Genomic DNA, 17,633 nt, shown 5'->3' on the forward strand with positions numbered 1-17,633 from the left:
GGGCCAGTATAGCGGCCCCATTGCGCCGCACAATGCGACGCGGAGACCCCGGACGAACCGCTCAACGCGCGCGCAGGTCGCGCAGACGGAATCCGAGGGCGAACAAGGCCGCCACATAGGCCCCGCCCCCTGCCACCACCAGGATGGCCAGGCGCCAGACGCGCACCCACTTCTCCACGCCACTCCATTCCGGCCAGATATGCAGGCCGGTCAGCAGCACCGCGATCATCACCCCGCAGGCGAGGGCCAGCCGCGCGATATGCCGGCCCCATCCCGACTGGCGGGTGTATACGCCGGCCTTACCCAGCCAGCGCCAGAGCAGCGCAAGGTTGAGGTAGCTGGCCAGAGCGCTGGCCATGCCCAGCGCCATGTGCAGACCCGGGATGGCGGCGAGCGCCGCCATCCACGACCCGGCCTTCTGCTCCGGCGTGGCCCAGAGGAAGAACAGGAGGGCCAGGAAGCCGACATTGAAGACCATGTTGGCAACGAGCGACGCGACGCCCGCGCGGACGGGTGTCTTCGTGTCCTTGCGCGCGTAGAACGCGGGCAGCACCACCTTGACCAGCGCGAAGGCCGGCAGGCCGAAGCTCAGCGCGGTGATCGACATCGAGGCCATCTTGGTGTCGAAGGCGGTGAAACGGCCGTTCTGGAACAGCGTCGCCACGAGGGGGAACGACAGGAGCATCAACGCGAACATGGCCGGCACCGCGATCAGCAGCGTCGTACGCAGACCCCAGTCCAGTGCCCGGGAGAAGCCATCCTTGTCGGTGGCCACATGGTGGCGTGACAGCGAAGGCAGGATGACCGTGCCCAGCGCCACGCCGAAAACGCCCAGGGGAAGCTCGAGAAACCGGTCGGCCTGGGACAGCCAGCTCTGCGAACCGGCGATCAGCAGCGACGCGATCACGGTGTCCAGCAGAAGATTGATCTGCGCCACCGACGAGCCGAACAGCGTCGGCACCATCAGGGTCATGATCCGGCGCACATCCGGCGACTTCCAGCCCCACCGCGGCATGGACAACAGATTCAGGCGGCGCAGCGTCGGCAACTGGAACACCAGCTGCAGGAAGCCCGCGATCAGAATAGCCCAGCCCATCGCCATGATCGGCGTATGCAGATGCGGCGCCAGCCAGAGGGCGCCGCCGATCATGCACAGGTTGAGGATCACCGGCGTCAGGGCCGGCAGGCCGAAGCGATGGAAGCTGTTGAGCGCGCCGCCGCTCAACGCCGTCAGCGAGACGAACAGGAGAAACGGAAACGTCAGCCGCAGGAGGTCGACGGTGAGGCCGAATTTCGCGGGGTCATCCACCGCGCCCGGCGAAAACAACGCCGTCACCTGGGGCGCGAAGATCACACCCAGCGCCACCACGATGAGCAGGATGCCGCCCAGCGTGCCGGAGGTTTTCGCCATAAGGTCTTTCAGGTCCTCATGCGTACGTGTTTCCTTGACCTCGGTGAAAACCGGCACGAACGCGGTCGAGAAGGAGCCCTCGGCGAACAGGCGGCGCATGAAGTTCGGGATGCGGAACGCGACCCAGAAGGCGTCGGTCGCGGCGTTGGCGCCGAAGGAATGGCTGATCGCCATGTCCCGCACCAGACCGAGCACGCGGGACACCATGGTCATGCTGCTGAAGGAGAGCATGCCGCGAAGAAGGCTGGGGGTTTTCATCCGGGGAGGGGCTGCCTTGGAGGCTGGACCAAACCCCTAGTTTGACAGCGCGCCCCCGGCGGAGGACAGTCCGCCGTCTGGAAATTCCCGGGCGCCTCGCCCGATCACCCGTCGGGTACGCCCGTGCGGGCTCTAAGCTATTGACGCGCCCGGCGTTTGGCATCAAAATGGGCGTCTTTCTTAAAACCAACCGAACTCTGGAGCTTCACCTTGGCCAACATCAAGTCCGCGAAGAAGCGTGCGCGTCAGTCGGAGCAGCGCCGTCTGCGCAACGTCAGCGCGCGTTCCATGGTGCGTTCCGCACTGAAGAAGGTCGTCAAGGCGATCGACGCCAAGGATAAGGCTGGCGCAGTCAGCGCGTACGCCATCGCCGTGCCGGTGATGGATCGTTACGCTGCCCGCGGCCTGATCCACAAGAACAAGGCTGCTCGCCACAAGAGCCGCCTGAACGCGAAGATCCGCGACCTGGCGTAAAGCCTGCGCGACATCGCTGTTTGCAGAAAAGCCGGCTTACGCCGGCTTTTTTGTTTCCCCGTTTCTTGCTTCCTGTAGGAGCGCGCCCCGCGCGCGACATCTTTTGAGGCCGAGCGCCGGGCGCTGGCGTGCAATCTTCCGGCGCCCGGTGAAGAGCTCGCGCGCAGCGCGCGCTCCTACAGGTCGGGCGGGCTCATTAAGCCCGCATTGCCTTTTATTCCCCGCGCAGCCTCACGTCATCGCGCTCTTCGCTGCGATCGCGCTGCTTCGCCCGCTCGGCATCGAAGAACTGCTGCACCTGCAGGCACACATCACGCGTACCGATCTCGCCAGCTGCCGAGACCACGAACCACGGCGCCGTCCATTCCAGACGCGCGATGATCTCATCGACTTTCGCCTTCAGCTCGTCCTCGTCATCAATGACGTCCGACTTGTTGATCACCAGCCAGCGCGGACGCTCGACCAGCTCGGCATCGAAATTGGCGAGTTCTTTTTCGATCGTACGCACCTGCTCCACCGGATCCGAGCCGTCGATCGGCTGGATGTCGACCACATGCAGGAGCAGGCTGGTACGCGATACGTGACGCAGGAACTGGATACCGAGGCCGGCGCCGTCGGCCGCACCCTCGATGATGCCGGGAATATCGGCGATCACGAAGCTCTGGTCGGTGCCGATGCGCACGACACCCAGGTTCGGGTGCAGCGTCGTGAACGGATAATCCGCCACGCGCGGCGTAGCCGCCGATACCGCACGGATGAAGGTGCTCTTGCCGGCGTTGGGGAAGCCCAGCAGGCCGACATCCGCGAGCAGACGCAGCTCGAGCTTGATGTCGCGAACCTCACCCGGCGTACCCGGCGTGAACTTGCGCGGAGCACGGTTGACCGAGCTCTTGAAATGGATATTGCCCAGACCGCCACGACCACCCTGCGCCACCTTCAGACGCTGGCCATGAGCCGTAAGATCGCCAATGACTTCGTCGGTGTCGACGTTGATGATGATGGTGCCGACAGGCACGCGGACATCGACATCGTCGGCGCCCTTACCGTACATCTGACTACCCATGCCCGCCTGGCCGCGCTTGGCCTTGAACGAACGCATGTGACGGAAGTCGACCAGGGTGTTGAGGCCCTCGTCGGCCACCAGCCAGACGGAACCACCGCTGCCACCGTCACCGCCATCCGGCCCACCGAAGGGAATGAATTTCTCTCGACGGAAGCTGACGCAGCCGTTGCCGCCGTCACCGGCCGAGACTCTGATTTGCGCTTCGTCGACAAATTTCATGGAAGGGGAACCTGGGTGAAGAAGTGATGCCGCTTTACAAACGAAAAGCCCCGCCGTGGGCGGGGCCTTCGTTATTGCGTCGGGGAAGGCTTACGCCTGAACGACGTCGACGAACTTGCGACCCTTGTCGCCACGGGTCTTGAAGGCAACCGTGCCATCGACCAGCGCGAACAGGGTGTGGTCGCGGCCGAGGCCGACGCCCACGCCAGCGTGGAACTTGGTACCGCGCTGACGAACGATGATGTTGCCGGCTTCAACAGCCTGGCCGCCATAGATCTTCACACCGAGATACTTCGGGTTCGAATCGCGACCGTTACGGCTGGAACCTACGCCTTTTTTATGTGCCATGACTCATATCCTCCGGCAGATCAGGCGTTGATGCCCGTGATCTCGATTTCGGTGTAATGCTGACGATGTCCCTGCGTACGCTTGTAGTGCTTACGACGACGGAACTTGACGATGCGGATCTTATCCGCGCGGCCGTGGGCGCGAATCTTCGCGCTGACGGTGGCACCGGCGACCAGCGGGGCGCCGACGGTGATCGACTCGCCTTCGCCCACCAGGAGGACCTGGTCGAACTGGACGGTGGAATCGACTTCAGCGGTGAGCAGTTCGACGCGCAGGATTTCGCCCGCCATCACACGATACTGCTTGCCACCGGTCTTGATGACTGCGTAGCTCATGGTTATTTCCTGTTGCTGTTTATGTAGTTCTTTTTAGGGTGTTACGGGTCGTGCGAACTGCGAATTATAGCCAAGGGGAAAAGGCAAGGTCAATCAGGTGGTTAAGGGAGAAAGGGTGCAGCAGGGCCTGATCGGCAGCAAAATCGAAAAAACCTTGCCTGGCATACACTTACTGCGGGAGCGCACCCCGTGCGCGACCCGCCGGGAACGTCCGGCTCGAAGCCGAAGCCGCTTCGTGAGGCCGGACAGCCGGCCTGATGGTGTGCAAGGCATCGTTCGCCGGGGTGGGGCTGAGGGTTCGCGCGCGGGGCGCGCTCCTACCGCTTAGCGGGGCGCGCTCCTACGGCGTAGGGGGTTATTTTTTCTTTGTGGCGGCGGGCGGTGCGGGAGCCGGCTTGGCCGCCGCACCGCTGGCCGGGCACTGGCCCTGCGGATTCAGGGTGCCCTGCGTCTGCAGCTGGGCGATCATCTGCTGACCGCGCTCCTGACCCCACTGCTTACCGATCTGCATACCCTCGGCCATGGTCGCCGGCATCTGCGTGATCACCTTCTGGCCAAGCGGCGAACGGTAGAACTTCAACAGGCCGTCGATATCTTCGGACGTGAAGTGCTTCTGATAGACCGGCACCATGCGGCCGATCAGCTGGTTGGTCGCGTTGGCGTCGACAAAGCCCTGCCAGTAGCTGGCCGGCACGCACGGAAGGGCGCTCTGCATCACGCCCGCCATCTGGCTGTTCATCTGGCTGAGCATCCGGCCCATGCCGACCACGTCCATCAGCTGGCGCACCTGCTGCTCGGTCGGCGCCGCGGCGAACGCCTGACCCGTACAAGCCGCCAGCATCAGGCCGGCCGCGATCCCTGTCCACTTACGCATGCGTGTTTCCTCTTCGGATGGGTGACTCGCCCCTCCCCGGGGTGGCGGCCATGGTAGCCGACCTCCGCCATCGTGCAGACCCACCTTCGGCAGCCCCGACCCGTTGGGAACAACAAATGTGATGAACCGTCAAAAGTCGACGCGGAATGAAGGCGAAAAACCCTTGGTATAGTCGGGGGCTTCCCCCATTTATGTCGGCACATGGACAGCATACGCATCCGCGGCGCCCGCACGCACAATCTCAAGAACATCGACCTCGACCTGCCCCGTGACAAGCTCATTGTCATTACGGGGCTGTCCGGTTCGGGTAAATCCTCGCTGGCTTTCGACACGATCTATGCCGAAGGCCAGCGTCGCTACGTCGAGTCACTGTCCGCCTATGCGCGGCAGTTCCTCTCGATGATGGAAAAGCCCGACGTGGACACGATCGAAGGCCTCTCTCCGGCCATCTCGATCGAGCAGAAGTCGACCTCCCACAACCCCCGATCCACCGTCGGTACGATCACCGAGGTGTACGACTATCTGCGCCTGCTCTACGCGCGGGTCGGTACGCCCCGCTGCCCGAATCACGGCATTCCGCTGGAGGCCCAGACGGTCAGCCAGATGGTGGACACGGCCATGGCGCTCGATCCCGAGAAGCGCTGGATGTTGCTGGCGCCGGTCATCCGCGAGCGCAAGGGCGAGCATGTGCAGGTCTTCGACCAGTTGCGCGCCCAGGGCTTCGTCCGTGCCCGCGTGGACGGCGAGGTCTATGACCTCGACGCCGTGCCGCCGCTGACGCTGCGCCAGAAGCACACCATCGAAGCCGTGATCGACCGCTTCCGTCCGCGCGACGACATCAAGCAGCGCCTCGCGGAGTCGTTCGAGACCGCCCTGCGCCTCGGCGATGGCATCGTCGTCCTCGTCGACATGGACGACAAGAAAGCCGACGAGCAGCTGTTCTCGTCGCGCTTCTCCTGCCCGATGTGCGACTACTCGCTGCCGGAGCTCGAGCCACGCCTGTTCTCGTTCAATTCGCCCGTCGGCGCCTGCCCGACCTGCGACGGCCTGGGCGTGACCCAGGTGTTCGACGGCACGCGCGTGGTCGGCCATCCGGAGCTCAGCCTGGCCGGCGGCGCCGTGCGCGGCTGGGACCGCCGCAATGCGCATTATTTTCAGCTGATCGTCTCGCTCGCCAAGCACTACGGTTTCGATCCCGAAACGCCGTGGCGCGAGCTGCCGAAGTCGGTGCAGAACGCCGTACTCAACGGCTCGGGCAAGGAAGTCATTCCGTTCCGCTATATCACCGAGCGTGGCGGCAAGGTCACCCGCGAGCACAAGTTCGAGGGCATCCTGCCGAATCTCGAGCGCCGTTATCGCGAGACCGAGTCCGCCGCCGTCCGCGAGGAACTGGCGCGTTACATCGCCGATCACCCCTGCCCGGATTGCGGCGGACAGCGTCTGAATCCGTCGGCGCGCAACGTGTTCGTCGCGGACCACGCCATTCCCGAGCTGACCTCGCTTGCGATCGACCGTGCGCTGGCCTTTTTCGAAGGCCTCAAGCTGCCCGGCTGGCGCGGCGAGATCGCGGTCAAGATCGTGAAGGAAATCCGTGAGCGGCTGACCTTCCTCAACGATGTCGGGCTCAATTACCTCACGCTCGACCGTCAGGCCGATTCCCTGTCCGGCGGTGAAGCCCAGCGCATCCGACTGGCCAGCCAGATCGGCGCCGGTCTCGTGGGCGTAATGTACGTGCTCGACGAGCCGTCGATCGGTCTGCATCAGCGTGACAACGAACGCCTGCTGGGCACCCTGACCCGCCTCCGCGACCTGGGCAATACCGTGATCGTCGTCGAACATGACGAGGACGCGATCCGCGCGGCCGACCACCTGCTCGACATCGGCCCCGGTGCCGGCGTGCATGGCGGTCACATCGTCGCCGAAGGCACGCTCGAGCAGGTGCTCGCCAACCCGGCGTCGGTGACGGCGAAGTACCTCACGGGCGAGCGCGGCATCGAAGTCCCTAAGAAGCGCCGCGAAGCGCGCGACGACAAGTGGCTCGAACTCAAGGGCGCGAGCGGCAACAACCTCAAGGACGTGGATGTGCGCATCCCCGTCGGTACGTTTACGTGCGTTACCGGCGTGTCCGGTTCGGGCAAGTCGACGTTGATCAACGACACGCTCTATCGCCTTGCCGCGATGGAACTCAACGGTGCGGGCGAGCAGCCGGCTGCGCACGAGTCCATCGAGGGCCTGGAGCTGTTCGACAAGGTCGTCGATATCGACCAGTCACCGATCGGCCGCACGCCGCGGTCCAACCCGGCGACGTATACCGGGCTGTTCACGCCGCTGCGCGAGCTCTATGCGCAGGTGCCGGAGTCGCGTCAGCGCGGTTACCAGGCGGGCCGTTTCAGCTTCAATGTCCGCGGTGGCCGCTGCGAAGCCTGCGAAGGCGACGGCATGATCAAGGTCGAGATGCACTTCCTGCCGGACGTGTATGTGCCCTGCGACGTCTGCCACGGCAAGCGCTACAACCGCGAGACGCTGGAGGTTCTCTACAAGGGCCATACCATCGCCGATGTTCTCGGCATGACGGTGGAAGACGCGTTCAAGCTGTTCGAGAACGTGCCGGTGATCGCGCGCAAGCTCGAAACCCTGCGCGCGGTAGGCCTGGATTACATCAAGCTCGGCCAGAGCGCGACCACGCTCTCCGGTGGTGAAGCGCAGCGCGTCAAACTGTCGAAGGAGCTGTCCAAGCGCGACACGGGCAGCACGCTGTACATCCTCGACGAACCGACCACGGGCCTGCATTTCCACGACATCGAACAGCTGCTCGACGTGCTGCACAAGCTGGTCGACCACGGCAACACCGTGGTGGTCATCGAGCACAACCTCGACGTGATCAAGACGGCCGACTGGCTGGTTGACCTCGGTCCCGAAGGGGGTGCCGGCGGTGGACGCATCCTGGTGAGCGGCACGCCTGAAACGGTGGCTGCGACAGCGGAGTCGCACACGGGACGGTTCCTCAAGACACACCTCAAACCGGCGCGCACCACGGCGAAACCAGCCACGGCGAAGCCAGCGGCCGGCAAGGTTCCTGCCGGCAAGGCGCCCGCCAAGGCCCCTGCGAAAACCGCCGCCACGAAAGCACCTGCCAAGACCTCCACGGCAAAGACCGCCCCGGCGGCGAAAAAGAAGAAACGCGCATGACCACCGAAGCCTCGAACCCGCCCGCACCGACGCCACTCTTCATCACACCGATGGAAGTCCGTTGGCAGGATCTGGACGCTTACAACCACGTCAACAACGCCAACTATCTGGTCTATCTGCAGGAGGCCCGCATCAAGTGGCTGCAGCAGCTCCCGGACACGTGGTACGGCGAGGACGGCGCGCCGGTGATGGCGCACAGCGAACTGAACTACCGCCTGCCGATCGAATGGCCGGCGGACATCCAGGTCGAGCTGTACGTCAACCGGATCGGTACCAGTTCCATGACGGTGGGGCACCGCATCGTGACCAGCGACGACGCGACGAAGATCCATTGCGACGGCAGCGTCACCATGGTCTGGATCAATCCGAAGACCGGTCGGCCGGTGCCGATTCCGCAGGCGGTCCGGGATGCCGCGGGGTGATGTAGCAGCCCTGGTTCACTTCTCCCCGGTATGATCCGCGTGGGCAATCATGGAGAGAATGAATCATGTCGCGTCGCATCCTTGTCCTGGCGATCGCCAGTGCTGTCGCCCTCCCCGCCTTCGCCGCGGGTGAGCGCACCTCGCTCACGCTGTACCGCGCCGATGGCGACCAGCTGTTCGCGGCCAACGGCGATGCCGTGTCCGCCGAAGGCTATGCCGTCGTCCACGAACGTCGCGTCTTCGACCTGAAGGGTGGCACGCAGGATCTCGCCATCGACGGGCTGCCCTCCGCCCTCGACAGCGAAGCGCTTTCACTGCGCTTCCCCGACAAGGACACCCGCGTGGTCTCGCAGCGCCTGCTCCTGGGTCAGGGCTTCGACGGTGCGGTCGCCGGCCTCGTGGGCCGCAACGTCACCGCCATCGGTGACGGCGGCCAGACCATCGCCAGCGGCGTCCTCGTCCGCGGCGGCGATGCGCTGGTCATCCGCGAAGCCAGCGGACAGGCCAGCCTGATCCGGAACTACGCCGCACTGCGCGCCGCCGACGCTACCGACTTCGTCCGCGGCTCGACTCTGCAGGTGCGCGTTGCGGGGTCGGCGGCGGGCAGCAGCACCGCCCATCTCGACTACCCCACCTCCGGACTGGGCTGGCGCGGCGCCTACGTCGCGACCCTGGCGCCGGGCGACATTTGCAAGATGACTTTCGACGCCGCCGCCAGCATCGCGAACCGAAGCGGACGCGACTGGAAGGACGTCTCGCTCAAGCTCGTCGCCGGCGACGCCAACCGGGCGAAATCCGCGCCTCAGCCGAAGATGTTCATGGCCCGCGCCACCGCGGCACCGGCTCCCATGGCCATGAAGGATGCCGCGCCCCAGCAGGCTACGCTCGGCGATCTGCGCACGTACACGCTGCCGGCGGCGGTGGATCTGCCCGATGGCAGCGTCACGCAGACTCCGCTCTACGACAGTCGCACGCTGGCGTGCGAGCGCAAGGCGGTCTACGACACGGGCATCCGCTACTACAACTCGCGTCCTCGCCTGGAACGCGATATCGGCCAGCCGCCGGAAGGCACGCCGATCGTATCAACCGTGGGCTTCAAGGCCTTCGACGCGCTGCCGGCCGGCTATGTGCGCGTGCTGACCGTCGACCGCGACGGCAACGCCGAGCTGCTTGGCGAAGGTCGTCTGGATGACACGCCAAAGAACAAGGACGCGACGATCACGCTAGGCAATGCCTTCGACCTGACGGCAAAGCGCGAACAGACCTCCTTCACCGCGAGTGACACGGAGCGTCGGATCGACGAGGGCACACGGATTGTCCTGACCAATGCGGGCGATACGAAACGCACCGTGACTCTGCGCGAGCACCCCGCCCGCTGGCGCGCATGGACGGTCGTATCGTCGTCCGTCAAGCCGACGAAGAACACGCCCGACGGGCTCGAGTTCGACATGGACGTGCCGGCGAACGGTTCAGCCACGCTCGATTACACGCTGCGCTACACCTGGTCGCCCGGCGACGTGAAGTAAGAGGAGATACGACGATGCTCGATATTCTTCCGCACGACGGCGGTATCCACGAGATCCGCCTGGCGCGCGCGCCGGTCAATGCGCTCGACACCGGCCTCGTGCAGGCCTTGCACGAGGCCGTCGCCGCCGCGCCCGGCAACGGTGCGCGCGGCATCGTGCTGTCCGGCGCGCAGGGCATCTTTTCGGCGGGCGTCGACGTCCCTTCCCTGCTTCAGCGCGATCGCGCGGGTGTCACCGATTTCTGGAACGCGTTTTTCGCCCTCTGCGGCGCCATCGCGTCCTCGCCGGTGCCGACCGTGGCGGCGATCACCGGCCACAGCCCGGCGGGCGGCGCGGTGCTCGCGCTGTTCTGCGACTACCGGATCATGGCGCATGGCATCTACAAGATCGGTCTGAACGAGGTTCAGGTCGGCCTGTCCGTGCCCGAGCCGATTCAGTTCGCGATGCGGCGCATCGTCGGCACGTATCGTGCGGAGCGCTTGCTGGTATCCGGCACGATGGTGGATGCGGAGCAGGCCCATGCGATCGGCCTGGTGGACGAGCTTTCCGCGGTCGAGCAGGTCGTGCAGCGTGCCGTGATCTGGCTTGGCGAGCTATTGAAGCTGCCACCAAAGGCGATGCTGCGCACGCGTGCCATTGCGCGGGCGGATCTGCTGGAGGTATGGGGCGACACCACCGATCTGCTCGATCCGGGGTTTATCGACGACTTCTTCGGTGATGAGACGCAGGCGGTGCTGCAGGCCCTGGTGGCTCGGCTGAAGTCGAAATGACCGCATCGCGCGCAGGGCGCGCTCCTACCTGTAGGAGCGCGCCCTGCGCGCGATGCGGTGGCATGTACAAACGCGCGATGCCGCGATCACAAAAACCCGCGAATCCCCGCTACACCCTGCCCCGCATGCATCCGCGCGTCGGCCACATCATCCGGCCCCAGCCCACCCAAGGCATAAACCGGTAACGAAGCGGCTTCCGCGAGCCGCGCAAACCGCGGCCAGCCCATCGGTTCGGCATCCGGATGACTGCGCGTCGGCAAGACCGGCGACAGCGTCGCGAAGTCGCATCCCAGCCGGGAGGCCAGCGTCAGCTCTTCGGCGTCGTGGCAGGAAGCACCGACCGCCTGCCCGAGCGGCAACGGTCGCTCGGGCAGCGAGCGCAACTGGGCGGACGAGAGGTGTACACCCACGCCCGATCCCAGCCCTAGCGCACCCTCGATATCGCGGTTGAGCAGCAGCGTGGCGCCGAAGCGGCGCAGATCGTCCTGTATCGATGCAGCCAGCCCGCGCGTCACCTCGACAGACTCGTCTGGCAACCGGAGCTGCAACAGCCGCTCTCCGCGCGCTAGGGCGGCATGCAGCGCCGCGGACGCGACGGCCGCCGATGCATCCGCCGACGTGATCGGATAGTGGGCGGGCAACCGGACGGCCGCGAGGATAGGACGATCGGCGGGCGCCAGACGCGCCTCGTCCAGCCGATGCGGATCGACCCACTCGATCGCGGAGGCATCCAGCGCCTGCGGCTCACCCGTCCAGGCGTAAACGCAAATCGCTTCCAGCAGCATGTCCCGATCGCCATAGCGCCAGGGAACGCGGATCAGCGCCTCGAAGGACAGCGGATCCGCCGCGATACCCAGCTCCTCGTCCAGCTCACGTGCCAGGGCGACCGCGGGCGTTTCGCCGGCTTCCAGCTTGCCGCCGGGAAACTCCCACATGCCCGCCAGATGTTTACCCGGCGGGCGCTGGGCGATGAGGATCCGTCCGGCGCCATCGACGAGGACGCCGGCAACGACGTGCATCAGACGTTCCTGACGTATTCGACCATGTCGAAGGGGAACGCATGCTCCTTGTCCGCGGCGTGGTGCACGCGGGACACTTCAGCCCATTCCTTGAAATCGATACCCGGGAAGAACACATCGGCGCCGTCCACGGCGGCGTAGACCCAGGTCAGGTACAGCGTGCGCGCGTACGGCAGCGCCTCGCGGAACACTTCACCGCCGCCGATCACCATCAGACCGGAATGGTTGCAGCTGGCCTGGGCTTCGGCGACGGAGCGCACGGTGATCTGGCCGGGGAACGGCGCCTCGCCCTTGCGCGACAGCACGTAATTGACGCGATCCGGCAGCGCCTTGCCGATGGATTCCGCCGTCTTGCGACCCATCAGGACAGCCTTGTCCGTCGTCAGCTTCTTGAAATAGCGCAGGTCGTCGGGGAGGTGCCAGGGAAGGCCTCCCTGCTTGCCGATGGCAAAGTTTTCGTCGAGCGCGGCAACCAGGTGAACAGCCATGGAGCATCCTTCAAAAATGGGGAAACGGCGGGCGACGGCGCCCGTGCGGTGCGAATGGTAGTCCTCCCCGGCTAAGGGGGGAACTAACGCTCGTTTGATTCCGCGAGGCTAACGGCGTCGGGACGTGGCCCGGGGCCGCAGCGCGTCGAGGGCGCCTTCGTTGGCCCGGGCCCAGTCGTAGATCATTTCGATCGGCTCGACCAGCCGCTGGCCAAGCGGCGTCAGCGAATACATCACACTGGGCGGCACGACCGCCTCCTCAACCTCACGGTTGACCAGCCCACTATCGGCCAGCTCGCGCAACGTTTGCGTGAGCATCTTCTTCGAGATGCCGGGCAGGCTGCGCAGCAACACCCCCGAACGTGCGCTGCCGCCGTGCCTTGCGTGCAGCGCATGCAGAATCATGCTGGTCCACTTGGTCGCGAAAAGCTCCAGTACGCGCCGGGGCGCGCAGTCTTCGAGCCACTCACTGTCGGGGGAGCCGGGTTTCATCAGCGGGTTACCTTTTGGTGCCTTCTTGGAAGGGAACATCCGCGCCTTTATGGTTGGGGGATGTCCCTGCATAGAGTAACCCCATGAACCATGCACTCGTCGTCGGCGCCAGCGGCATCATCGGCAGCGCCCTGACCGAACTCCTCGTGGCGAACGGCTGGAAGGTCTCCGCCCTCGCCCGCCGCCCGGGCGCTCGTGACGGTGTCACGCCCATCGCGGCCGACCTGACCGATGCGGACGCGACGCGCGCCGCGCTGGAAGGCGTGACACCCACGCATGTATTCATCGCCACCTGGGCACGTCAGGCCAATGAACTGGAAAACATCCGGGTCAACAGCGCGATGGTCCGCCATCTGCTCGACGGACTGCGTCCTGCTGGCAGCGTGAAGCACGTCGCCCTCGTGACCGGCCTGAAGCACTATCTCGGACCCTTCGAGGCCTATGGCAAGGGCGTGCTGCCCGAGACGCCGTTCCGTGAGGAACAGGGCCGTCTCGATGTCGACAATTTCTACTACGCCCAGGAAGACGAGGTATTTACCGCCGCGAAGCGCGACGGCTTCCACTGGAGCGTGCACCGTCCGCATACCGTCATCGGCGTCGCCGTCGGCAATGCCATGAACATGGCCACCACGCTTGCCGTGTACGCGTCGATCTGCAAGGCCACCGGTCGTCCGTTCCGCTTTCCCGGATCGGCCGCGCAATGGCAGAGCCTTACCGACATGACCGACGCGCGCCAGCTCGCCCGGCACCTGCTGTGGGCGTCGACGACGCCTGCCGCCGCCGACGAAGCCTTCAACGTGGTCAACGGCGACGTGTTCCGCTGGAGCTGGATGTGGTCGCGGATCGCGGCATGGTTCGGCATCGAGGCGGCGCCGTTCGACGGCAATGTCGTTCCGCTCGAACGGCAGATGGAAGCGGATGCGCCGGTCTGGGAGCGCATCGTGGCTGAGCATGGCCTCGCCGAACCGGACATGCATCGTCTCGTGTCCGCGTGGCACAGCGACGCCGACCTGGGTCGTCCCATCGAAGTGGTCACGGATATGTCGAAGAGCCGGCGCCTGGGCTTTCTGGACTATCAGCCGACCGACGACGCGTTCTTCGATGCGTTCGCGCGGTTACGGGCGGAGCGGTTCATTCCCTGAGCCCCGTGTGCGACGGCCCTCAACCTCCCGCGCCGACAGTGGCGATACATCGTCGCATCGCCGCGCGGGAGGATCGTATGACGACAGAAGCAACGTGAGCAGGGCTCGCTCAGGAACCGCGCACCTTCTTCAGCGCGCCCGGTTTATGCGCCGCCTTCGCACCCGTTTTGTCGCTTGCTACCAGGTATTCCGGATTATCGGGTGAGGCGGCGACCTTATGCCCCTTGATGGTCGAGGGGCTGGTCAGTTTGCGAACGATTTTGCCTTTCGTCTTACCCTGCGAGGTGTCCCACTGCACGTTGTCGCCACGCTTGAGAGAAGCCATGCGCCACTCCTGATCGGTTCGGTGCGACAACGATCCCCGCGGCCGTGTGGATTGCGCGTCATCACGCCATGATTTATGCCTGAAACGTCAGAACCGATAGCCCACATTGAACATCGTGCTGCGGTCGTCGCCCAGCGCGACCGCGGCCGCAAGACCGCCGGCGTAATAATGCTTGTCGAAGACGTTCTTCAGCGACAAGGCGAGATGCCAGCGCTGCGCATCCCAGGCGATGCCGGCATCGGCAACGACATAGCCCGGCAGCGTGTACGAGTAGGCGAACCGTGAGCTTTCACCCCGGAAGCCTCCATTGAAGGACCAGGGCGAGCCGGGCGACTGGTACCGCGCGAACAACGTGGCGCTATGACGGGGCACATTGTTGATGCGCTGCCCGTCGGTCGAAGGCACTTCGCCGCCGTCGTCCGTAATCAGCCCCTGCGTATACGCATATCCGCCGTTGAGGCTGAGGCCACCGCCCAGATCGGCCGTGACGCCGAGTTCGGCGCCGCGCGTGCGCTGCTCCCCGATGGCGATGGAATAGCCTTCGTTCACCGGGTCGTCCTGCAGGACATTCTGGCGGCGGAGATCGTATAGCGCCGTCGTCACGAGCATCCGGCCCTGCATCAGATCGAACTTCAGGCCGAGCTCCCACTGCTTGCCTTTCTCAGGAGCGAAGGGCCGAGCCTGCACGTTCGTGCCGGTGTTCGGATAAAACGACGTGGCGTAGCTCAGATACGGATGGGCGGACGAGGCCAGGTCATACATCACGGCGAGTGAGCCGGTGTTGGCACTCGCGGGGTCGTTCTCGTGCGTACCGGTGAGATGGTTGTCGGTCGCCGTCCAGGTACGGTCGCGACGCAGACCCGCGGTAACGTGCCACGCCTCGCCCACCGTGAGCTGATCCCGTGCATACACGCCGACCATGTTGACGTCGGTACGCGTGTCGGTACGCGGTTTCGCCGGGCAGACGATGGCGGCACCGTAGACAGGAAGGTAGGCATCGAGGGCGGCGACCGTGCAGGTGCGCGATACAGCGTCCTCGCGAGAGTCCATGTAATCCACGCCCAGAGTGACCTCGTGCGACACATGTGCCGTTTCGAAGGACCGCATCAGACGGGAATCGACCACGAGTGTCCTGCCGCTGTAATGCTGGTCCGTGCCCGTCCGTTTCACCGTGCGCTGGTCGGCGTTCATCGCGCCATTGGCCACGAGCTGGCCATCGAGGGTGAAATCCTGCACGCGCAGGTTGTTGGTCAATGTCCATCCGTCGCTGAAGCGGTGCGTCAACGCGTAGCCGACCCGCGTCTGACGCCCGTCGTAAGGCTCCTGACCGGGCTCGCCCATGAAGGTGTCGCGCGGGATGGCGCCGTACTTATCGGCCTTTATCGAGCCCACGAGCGGAAGCCCCTGCTGCCGGACATAATGGCGCTCCTGCAGACTCGTCAGAAGCACGAAGTCGGTGTCCTCGCCCAGATCGAGAGACAGCGATGGCGCGATCCATCGATTCCGGAACCACACATGCTGCGTGGCATCGTCGGAGTTCATCGCAAGGCCATTCACGCGCACGGCGCTACGTCCGTTGGCGGATAGTGGCGCTCCGACGTCGAAGCTGGCCTGCCGCAGCCCGTAGCTCCCTGCGGTGACGTCGACGCTGCCAAAGGCATCCGGCTGCGGTCGCTTGCTGACCATGTTCACCACGCCGCCGGGAAGCACGAGGCCATACATCAGCGATGCGGGGCCCTTGAGGACTTCCACCTGTTCGTACCCGAACAGCTGCTCGGCCACGCGATTGGAGGCCGCCGTGCGCAGCCCGTCGACGAACAGGGAGTCCGACGCGGTCTGGCCACGAATGATCAGGTCGTCCCAGCCCCGGCGACCGAAGTTGTTGCTGACGACACCGGGAACGTTGTGAAGCGCGTCGGCCAGCGTCTGCGCCTGTTGTACGTCGAGCAGGTCGCGCGTGACCACCGTCACCGTACGCGGCGTCTGCTCGATGGTGAGCGACGATTTATCGATCCCGGGCGGCGATTGGTTGCGAAAGCCCCCTGACTGGCCTACGACGCTCACAGCGGTGAGTCGGGTGGTCGTCTTGTCTGAAGACGTATCTGGCGTGTCCTTGTCCGGCGCGGCGCTTGCCTGAAACGCCGTGGTGAGGCAAAACGCGCCCAGCAGGAAACGGGCGCGACGGGGCGCCAGGCGGTAACAGGTCACGGCAATCTCTAAATGAGAATAATTCGCAATAGCATATGTAAACCGTGGCGTCAGGGCAACCGCTGCGGTGCAGCACCGCTACACAGGAACGAGCGGCGTATAAATGCAGGCACCCTTGCCCGAGACATCCACCATGTCGCAGTCGTCCGCACTGTCCCAACGGGGTCAGTTCCGCCAGATGTACATGGGGCTCGAGGCCGAGCATCGCCTCGACAGGATCCCGGTCATCCTGTGCGAGGGAGACTCGTGGTTCGCCACGCCACTGGCCATGAACCTGCTGGACTGGATCGTTTCGCCCGCCCCGGCGGACGCGTCGAATGGCGTGCCGCAACTGGGTCAGGGCGGCCTGTTCTTCCGTGTGGAGCGCAGTGGCGATCAGGCCGCACCGCAGACGGCGCATCCAGGACGCTCGATGTTCACCGAGGACAACGTCAGCGATCTGCTCGGCTGGTTCAGGCACTATGAGTTCGACATGGTGCTACTCAGTGCGGGCGGCAACGATTTCGTCGACACCTGGCTGCATGCCGCGCTCGCCGGGAGATCGAATCTGAGCGCCAAAGCCGCATACGACGTCGTCGTGCAGACCGGCCGTTTCGAAGAGGTACGCAAGGCCTACGCGTACTTCGTCGGAGCCTTCCACGCCGCACGCCCGAACATTCCGATCCTCGCGCACACCTACGATTACCCGATAAAAATCGGCGTCGAGGCCAGGCTCGGACTGGATATCGGCGCGGCGGGCGTCCTGAAGAAATCGATCGGACCGTGGATCGGGCCGAACGTCGCCAACGTCATCGTCGGTGGATTACCCGCATGGCAGCAGTTCGCGCGATTGCTGATCGACGGCTTCGTCGAGCGGGTACTGGAGCCAGTGAAACAGGATGCGGCGCTGGGCGGCGCCTTCGACTACGTGGACCTGCGAGGCAACCTGACGGATCCCGCGTCGTGGCACGACGAAATGCATCCCACCGAGGCCGGCTTTCACCGGCTCGCCGGAATCTTCCGCGCCAGGCTGATCGCGAAGCTACCGCCCGCGAAGCGCTAGACCCATGCGGCGACGCGCGATCGGCTAA

The 17,633-nt window shown here is 65.0% G+C and carries 17 protein-coding genes; 7 read left to right on the top strand and 10 right to left on the bottom strand.

What is annotated here, in order from left to right; all coding sequences use genetic code 11:
- Positions 1–61: 61 nt before the first annotated feature.
- On the bottom strand, positions 62–1,669 hold the full coding sequence (murJ, locus tag FA85_RS04595) for a murein biosynthesis integral membrane protein MurJ (protein WP_036111446.1): 1,608 nt from the start codon (positions 1,667–1,669) through the stop codon (positions 62–64).
- 210 nt (positions 1,670–1,879) lie between these two features.
- On the opposite strand from murJ, the gene rpsT reads away from it, so the two are divergent.
- The gene (gene rpsT / locus FA85_RS04600) at positions 1,880–2,143 is read left to right on the top strand and encodes a 30S ribosomal protein S20 (protein WP_036111443.1); all 264 of its coding nucleotides are present in this window, start codon (positions 1,880–1,882) and stop codon (positions 2,141–2,143) included.
- Positions 2,144–2,357: 214 nt separating this feature from the next.
- Here rpsT and cgtA read toward each other — a convergent pair whose 3' ends face one another.
- From cgtA to FA85_RS04620, 4 genes are all read right to left on the bottom strand, one after another.
- Entirely contained in the window at positions 2,358–3,425 is a 1,068-nt protein-coding gene (cgtA, locus tag FA85_RS04605) for an Obg family GTPase CgtA (protein ID WP_036111440.1), read from the bottom strand.
- A gap of 90 nt (positions 3,426–3,515) precedes the next feature.
- Positions 3,516–3,773, bottom strand: a complete 258-nt coding sequence (rpmA, locus tag FA85_RS04610; protein ID WP_036111438.1) for a 50S ribosomal protein L27 — start codon at positions 3,771–3,773, stop codon at positions 3,516–3,518.
- A 20-nt stretch (positions 3,774–3,793) separates the two neighbouring features.
- On the bottom strand, positions 3,794–4,108 hold the full coding sequence (gene rplU, locus FA85_RS04615) for a 50S ribosomal protein L21 (protein ID WP_036111437.1): 315 nt from the start codon (positions 4,106–4,108) through the stop codon (positions 3,794–3,796).
- Positions 4,109–4,463: 355 nt separating this feature from the next.
- Positions 4,464–4,982, bottom strand: a complete 519-nt coding sequence (locus tag FA85_RS04620; protein WP_036111435.1) for a DUF2059 domain-containing protein — start codon at positions 4,980–4,982, stop codon at positions 4,464–4,466.
- A 201-nt stretch (positions 4,983–5,183) separates the two neighbouring features.
- Between FA85_RS04620 and uvrA the strand changes: the two genes are divergently transcribed.
- From uvrA to FA85_RS04640, 4 genes are all read left to right on the top strand, one after another.
- Complete coding sequence (uvrA, locus tag FA85_RS04625) at positions 5,184–8,171, top strand: excinuclease ABC subunit UvrA (RefSeq protein ID WP_036111427.1); 2,988 nt, start codon at positions 5,184–5,186, stop codon at positions 8,169–8,171.
- Entirely contained in the window at positions 8,168–8,593 is a 426-nt protein-coding gene (locus FA85_RS04630) for an acyl-CoA thioesterase (protein ID WP_036111425.1), read from the top strand. The genes uvrA and FA85_RS04630 overlap by 4 nt, the downstream gene beginning before the upstream one ends.
- Before the next feature lie 65 nt (positions 8,594–8,658).
- Positions 8,659–10,119: a DUF4139 domain-containing protein gene (locus FA85_RS04635; protein WP_036111423.1), complete on the top strand. Its 1,461-nt coding sequence runs from the start codon at positions 8,659–8,661 to the stop codon at positions 10,117–10,119.
- 14 nt (positions 10,120–10,133) lie between these two features.
- On the top strand, positions 10,134–10,889 hold the full coding sequence (locus FA85_RS04640) for an enoyl-CoA hydratase/isomerase family protein (RefSeq protein ID WP_036111420.1): 756 nt from the start codon (positions 10,134–10,136) through the stop codon (positions 10,887–10,889).
- Positions 10,890–10,975: 86 nt separating this feature from the next.
- On the opposite strand, the gene FA85_RS04645 is transcribed toward FA85_RS04640, so the two are convergent.
- The 3 genes from FA85_RS04645 to FA85_RS04655 form a co-directional block, all read right to left on the bottom strand.
- Positions 10,976–11,908, bottom strand: coding sequence for a Nudix family hydrolase (locus tag FA85_RS04645; protein WP_036111417.1), 933 nt, complete (start codon positions 11,906–11,908; stop codon positions 10,976–10,978).
- Positions 11,908–12,396: a dihydrofolate reductase gene (locus tag FA85_RS04650; protein WP_036111413.1), complete on the bottom strand. Its 489-nt coding sequence runs from the start codon at positions 12,394–12,396 to the stop codon at positions 11,908–11,910. The genes FA85_RS04645 and FA85_RS04650 overlap by 1 nt, the downstream gene beginning before the upstream one ends.
- A gap of 108 nt (positions 12,397–12,504) precedes the next feature.
- Entirely contained in the window at positions 12,505–12,888 is a 384-nt protein-coding gene (locus FA85_RS04655; RefSeq protein WP_036111412.1) for a winged helix-turn-helix transcriptional regulator, read from the bottom strand.
- Between the two features lie 83 nt (positions 12,889–12,971).
- Between FA85_RS04655 and FA85_RS04660 the strand changes: the two genes are divergently transcribed.
- A complete protein-coding gene (locus FA85_RS04660; protein ID WP_036111409.1) occupies positions 12,972–14,030 on the top strand; it encodes an SDR family oxidoreductase in 1,059 nt (352 codons plus the stop codon).
- Between the two features lie 109 nt (positions 14,031–14,139).
- Here the strand turns inward: FA85_RS04660 and FA85_RS04665 are convergent, their stop codons facing one another.
- Together FA85_RS04665 and FA85_RS04670 are read right to left on the bottom strand one after the other, a co-directional pair.
- Positions 14,140–14,355 (bottom strand): hypervirulence associated TUDOR domain-containing protein, encoded by a 216-nt coding sequence (locus FA85_RS04665; RefSeq protein WP_036111405.1) that lies wholly within the window; start codon positions 14,353–14,355, stop codon positions 14,140–14,142.
- Between the two features lie 87 nt (positions 14,356–14,442).
- Positions 14,443–16,563, bottom strand: a complete 2,121-nt coding sequence (locus FA85_RS04670) for a TonB-dependent receptor (protein ID WP_239739764.1) — start codon at positions 16,561–16,563, stop codon at positions 14,443–14,445.
- Between the two features lie 133 nt (positions 16,564–16,696).
- Here FA85_RS04670 and FA85_RS04675 point away from each other — a divergent pair, with 133 nt between their 5' ends.
- The gene (locus FA85_RS04675) at positions 16,697–17,605 is read left to right on the top strand and encodes a hypothetical protein (protein WP_156108691.1); all 909 of its coding nucleotides are present in this window, start codon (positions 16,697–16,699) and stop codon (positions 17,603–17,605) included.
- The last annotated feature ends 28 nt before the right edge of the window (positions 17,606–17,633 follow it).

Source organism: Luteibacter mycovicinus (genome assembly GCF_000745235.1).
Classification (GTDB): Bacteria; Pseudomonadota; Gammaproteobacteria; order Xanthomonadales; family Rhodanobacteraceae; genus Luteibacter; species Luteibacter mycovicinus.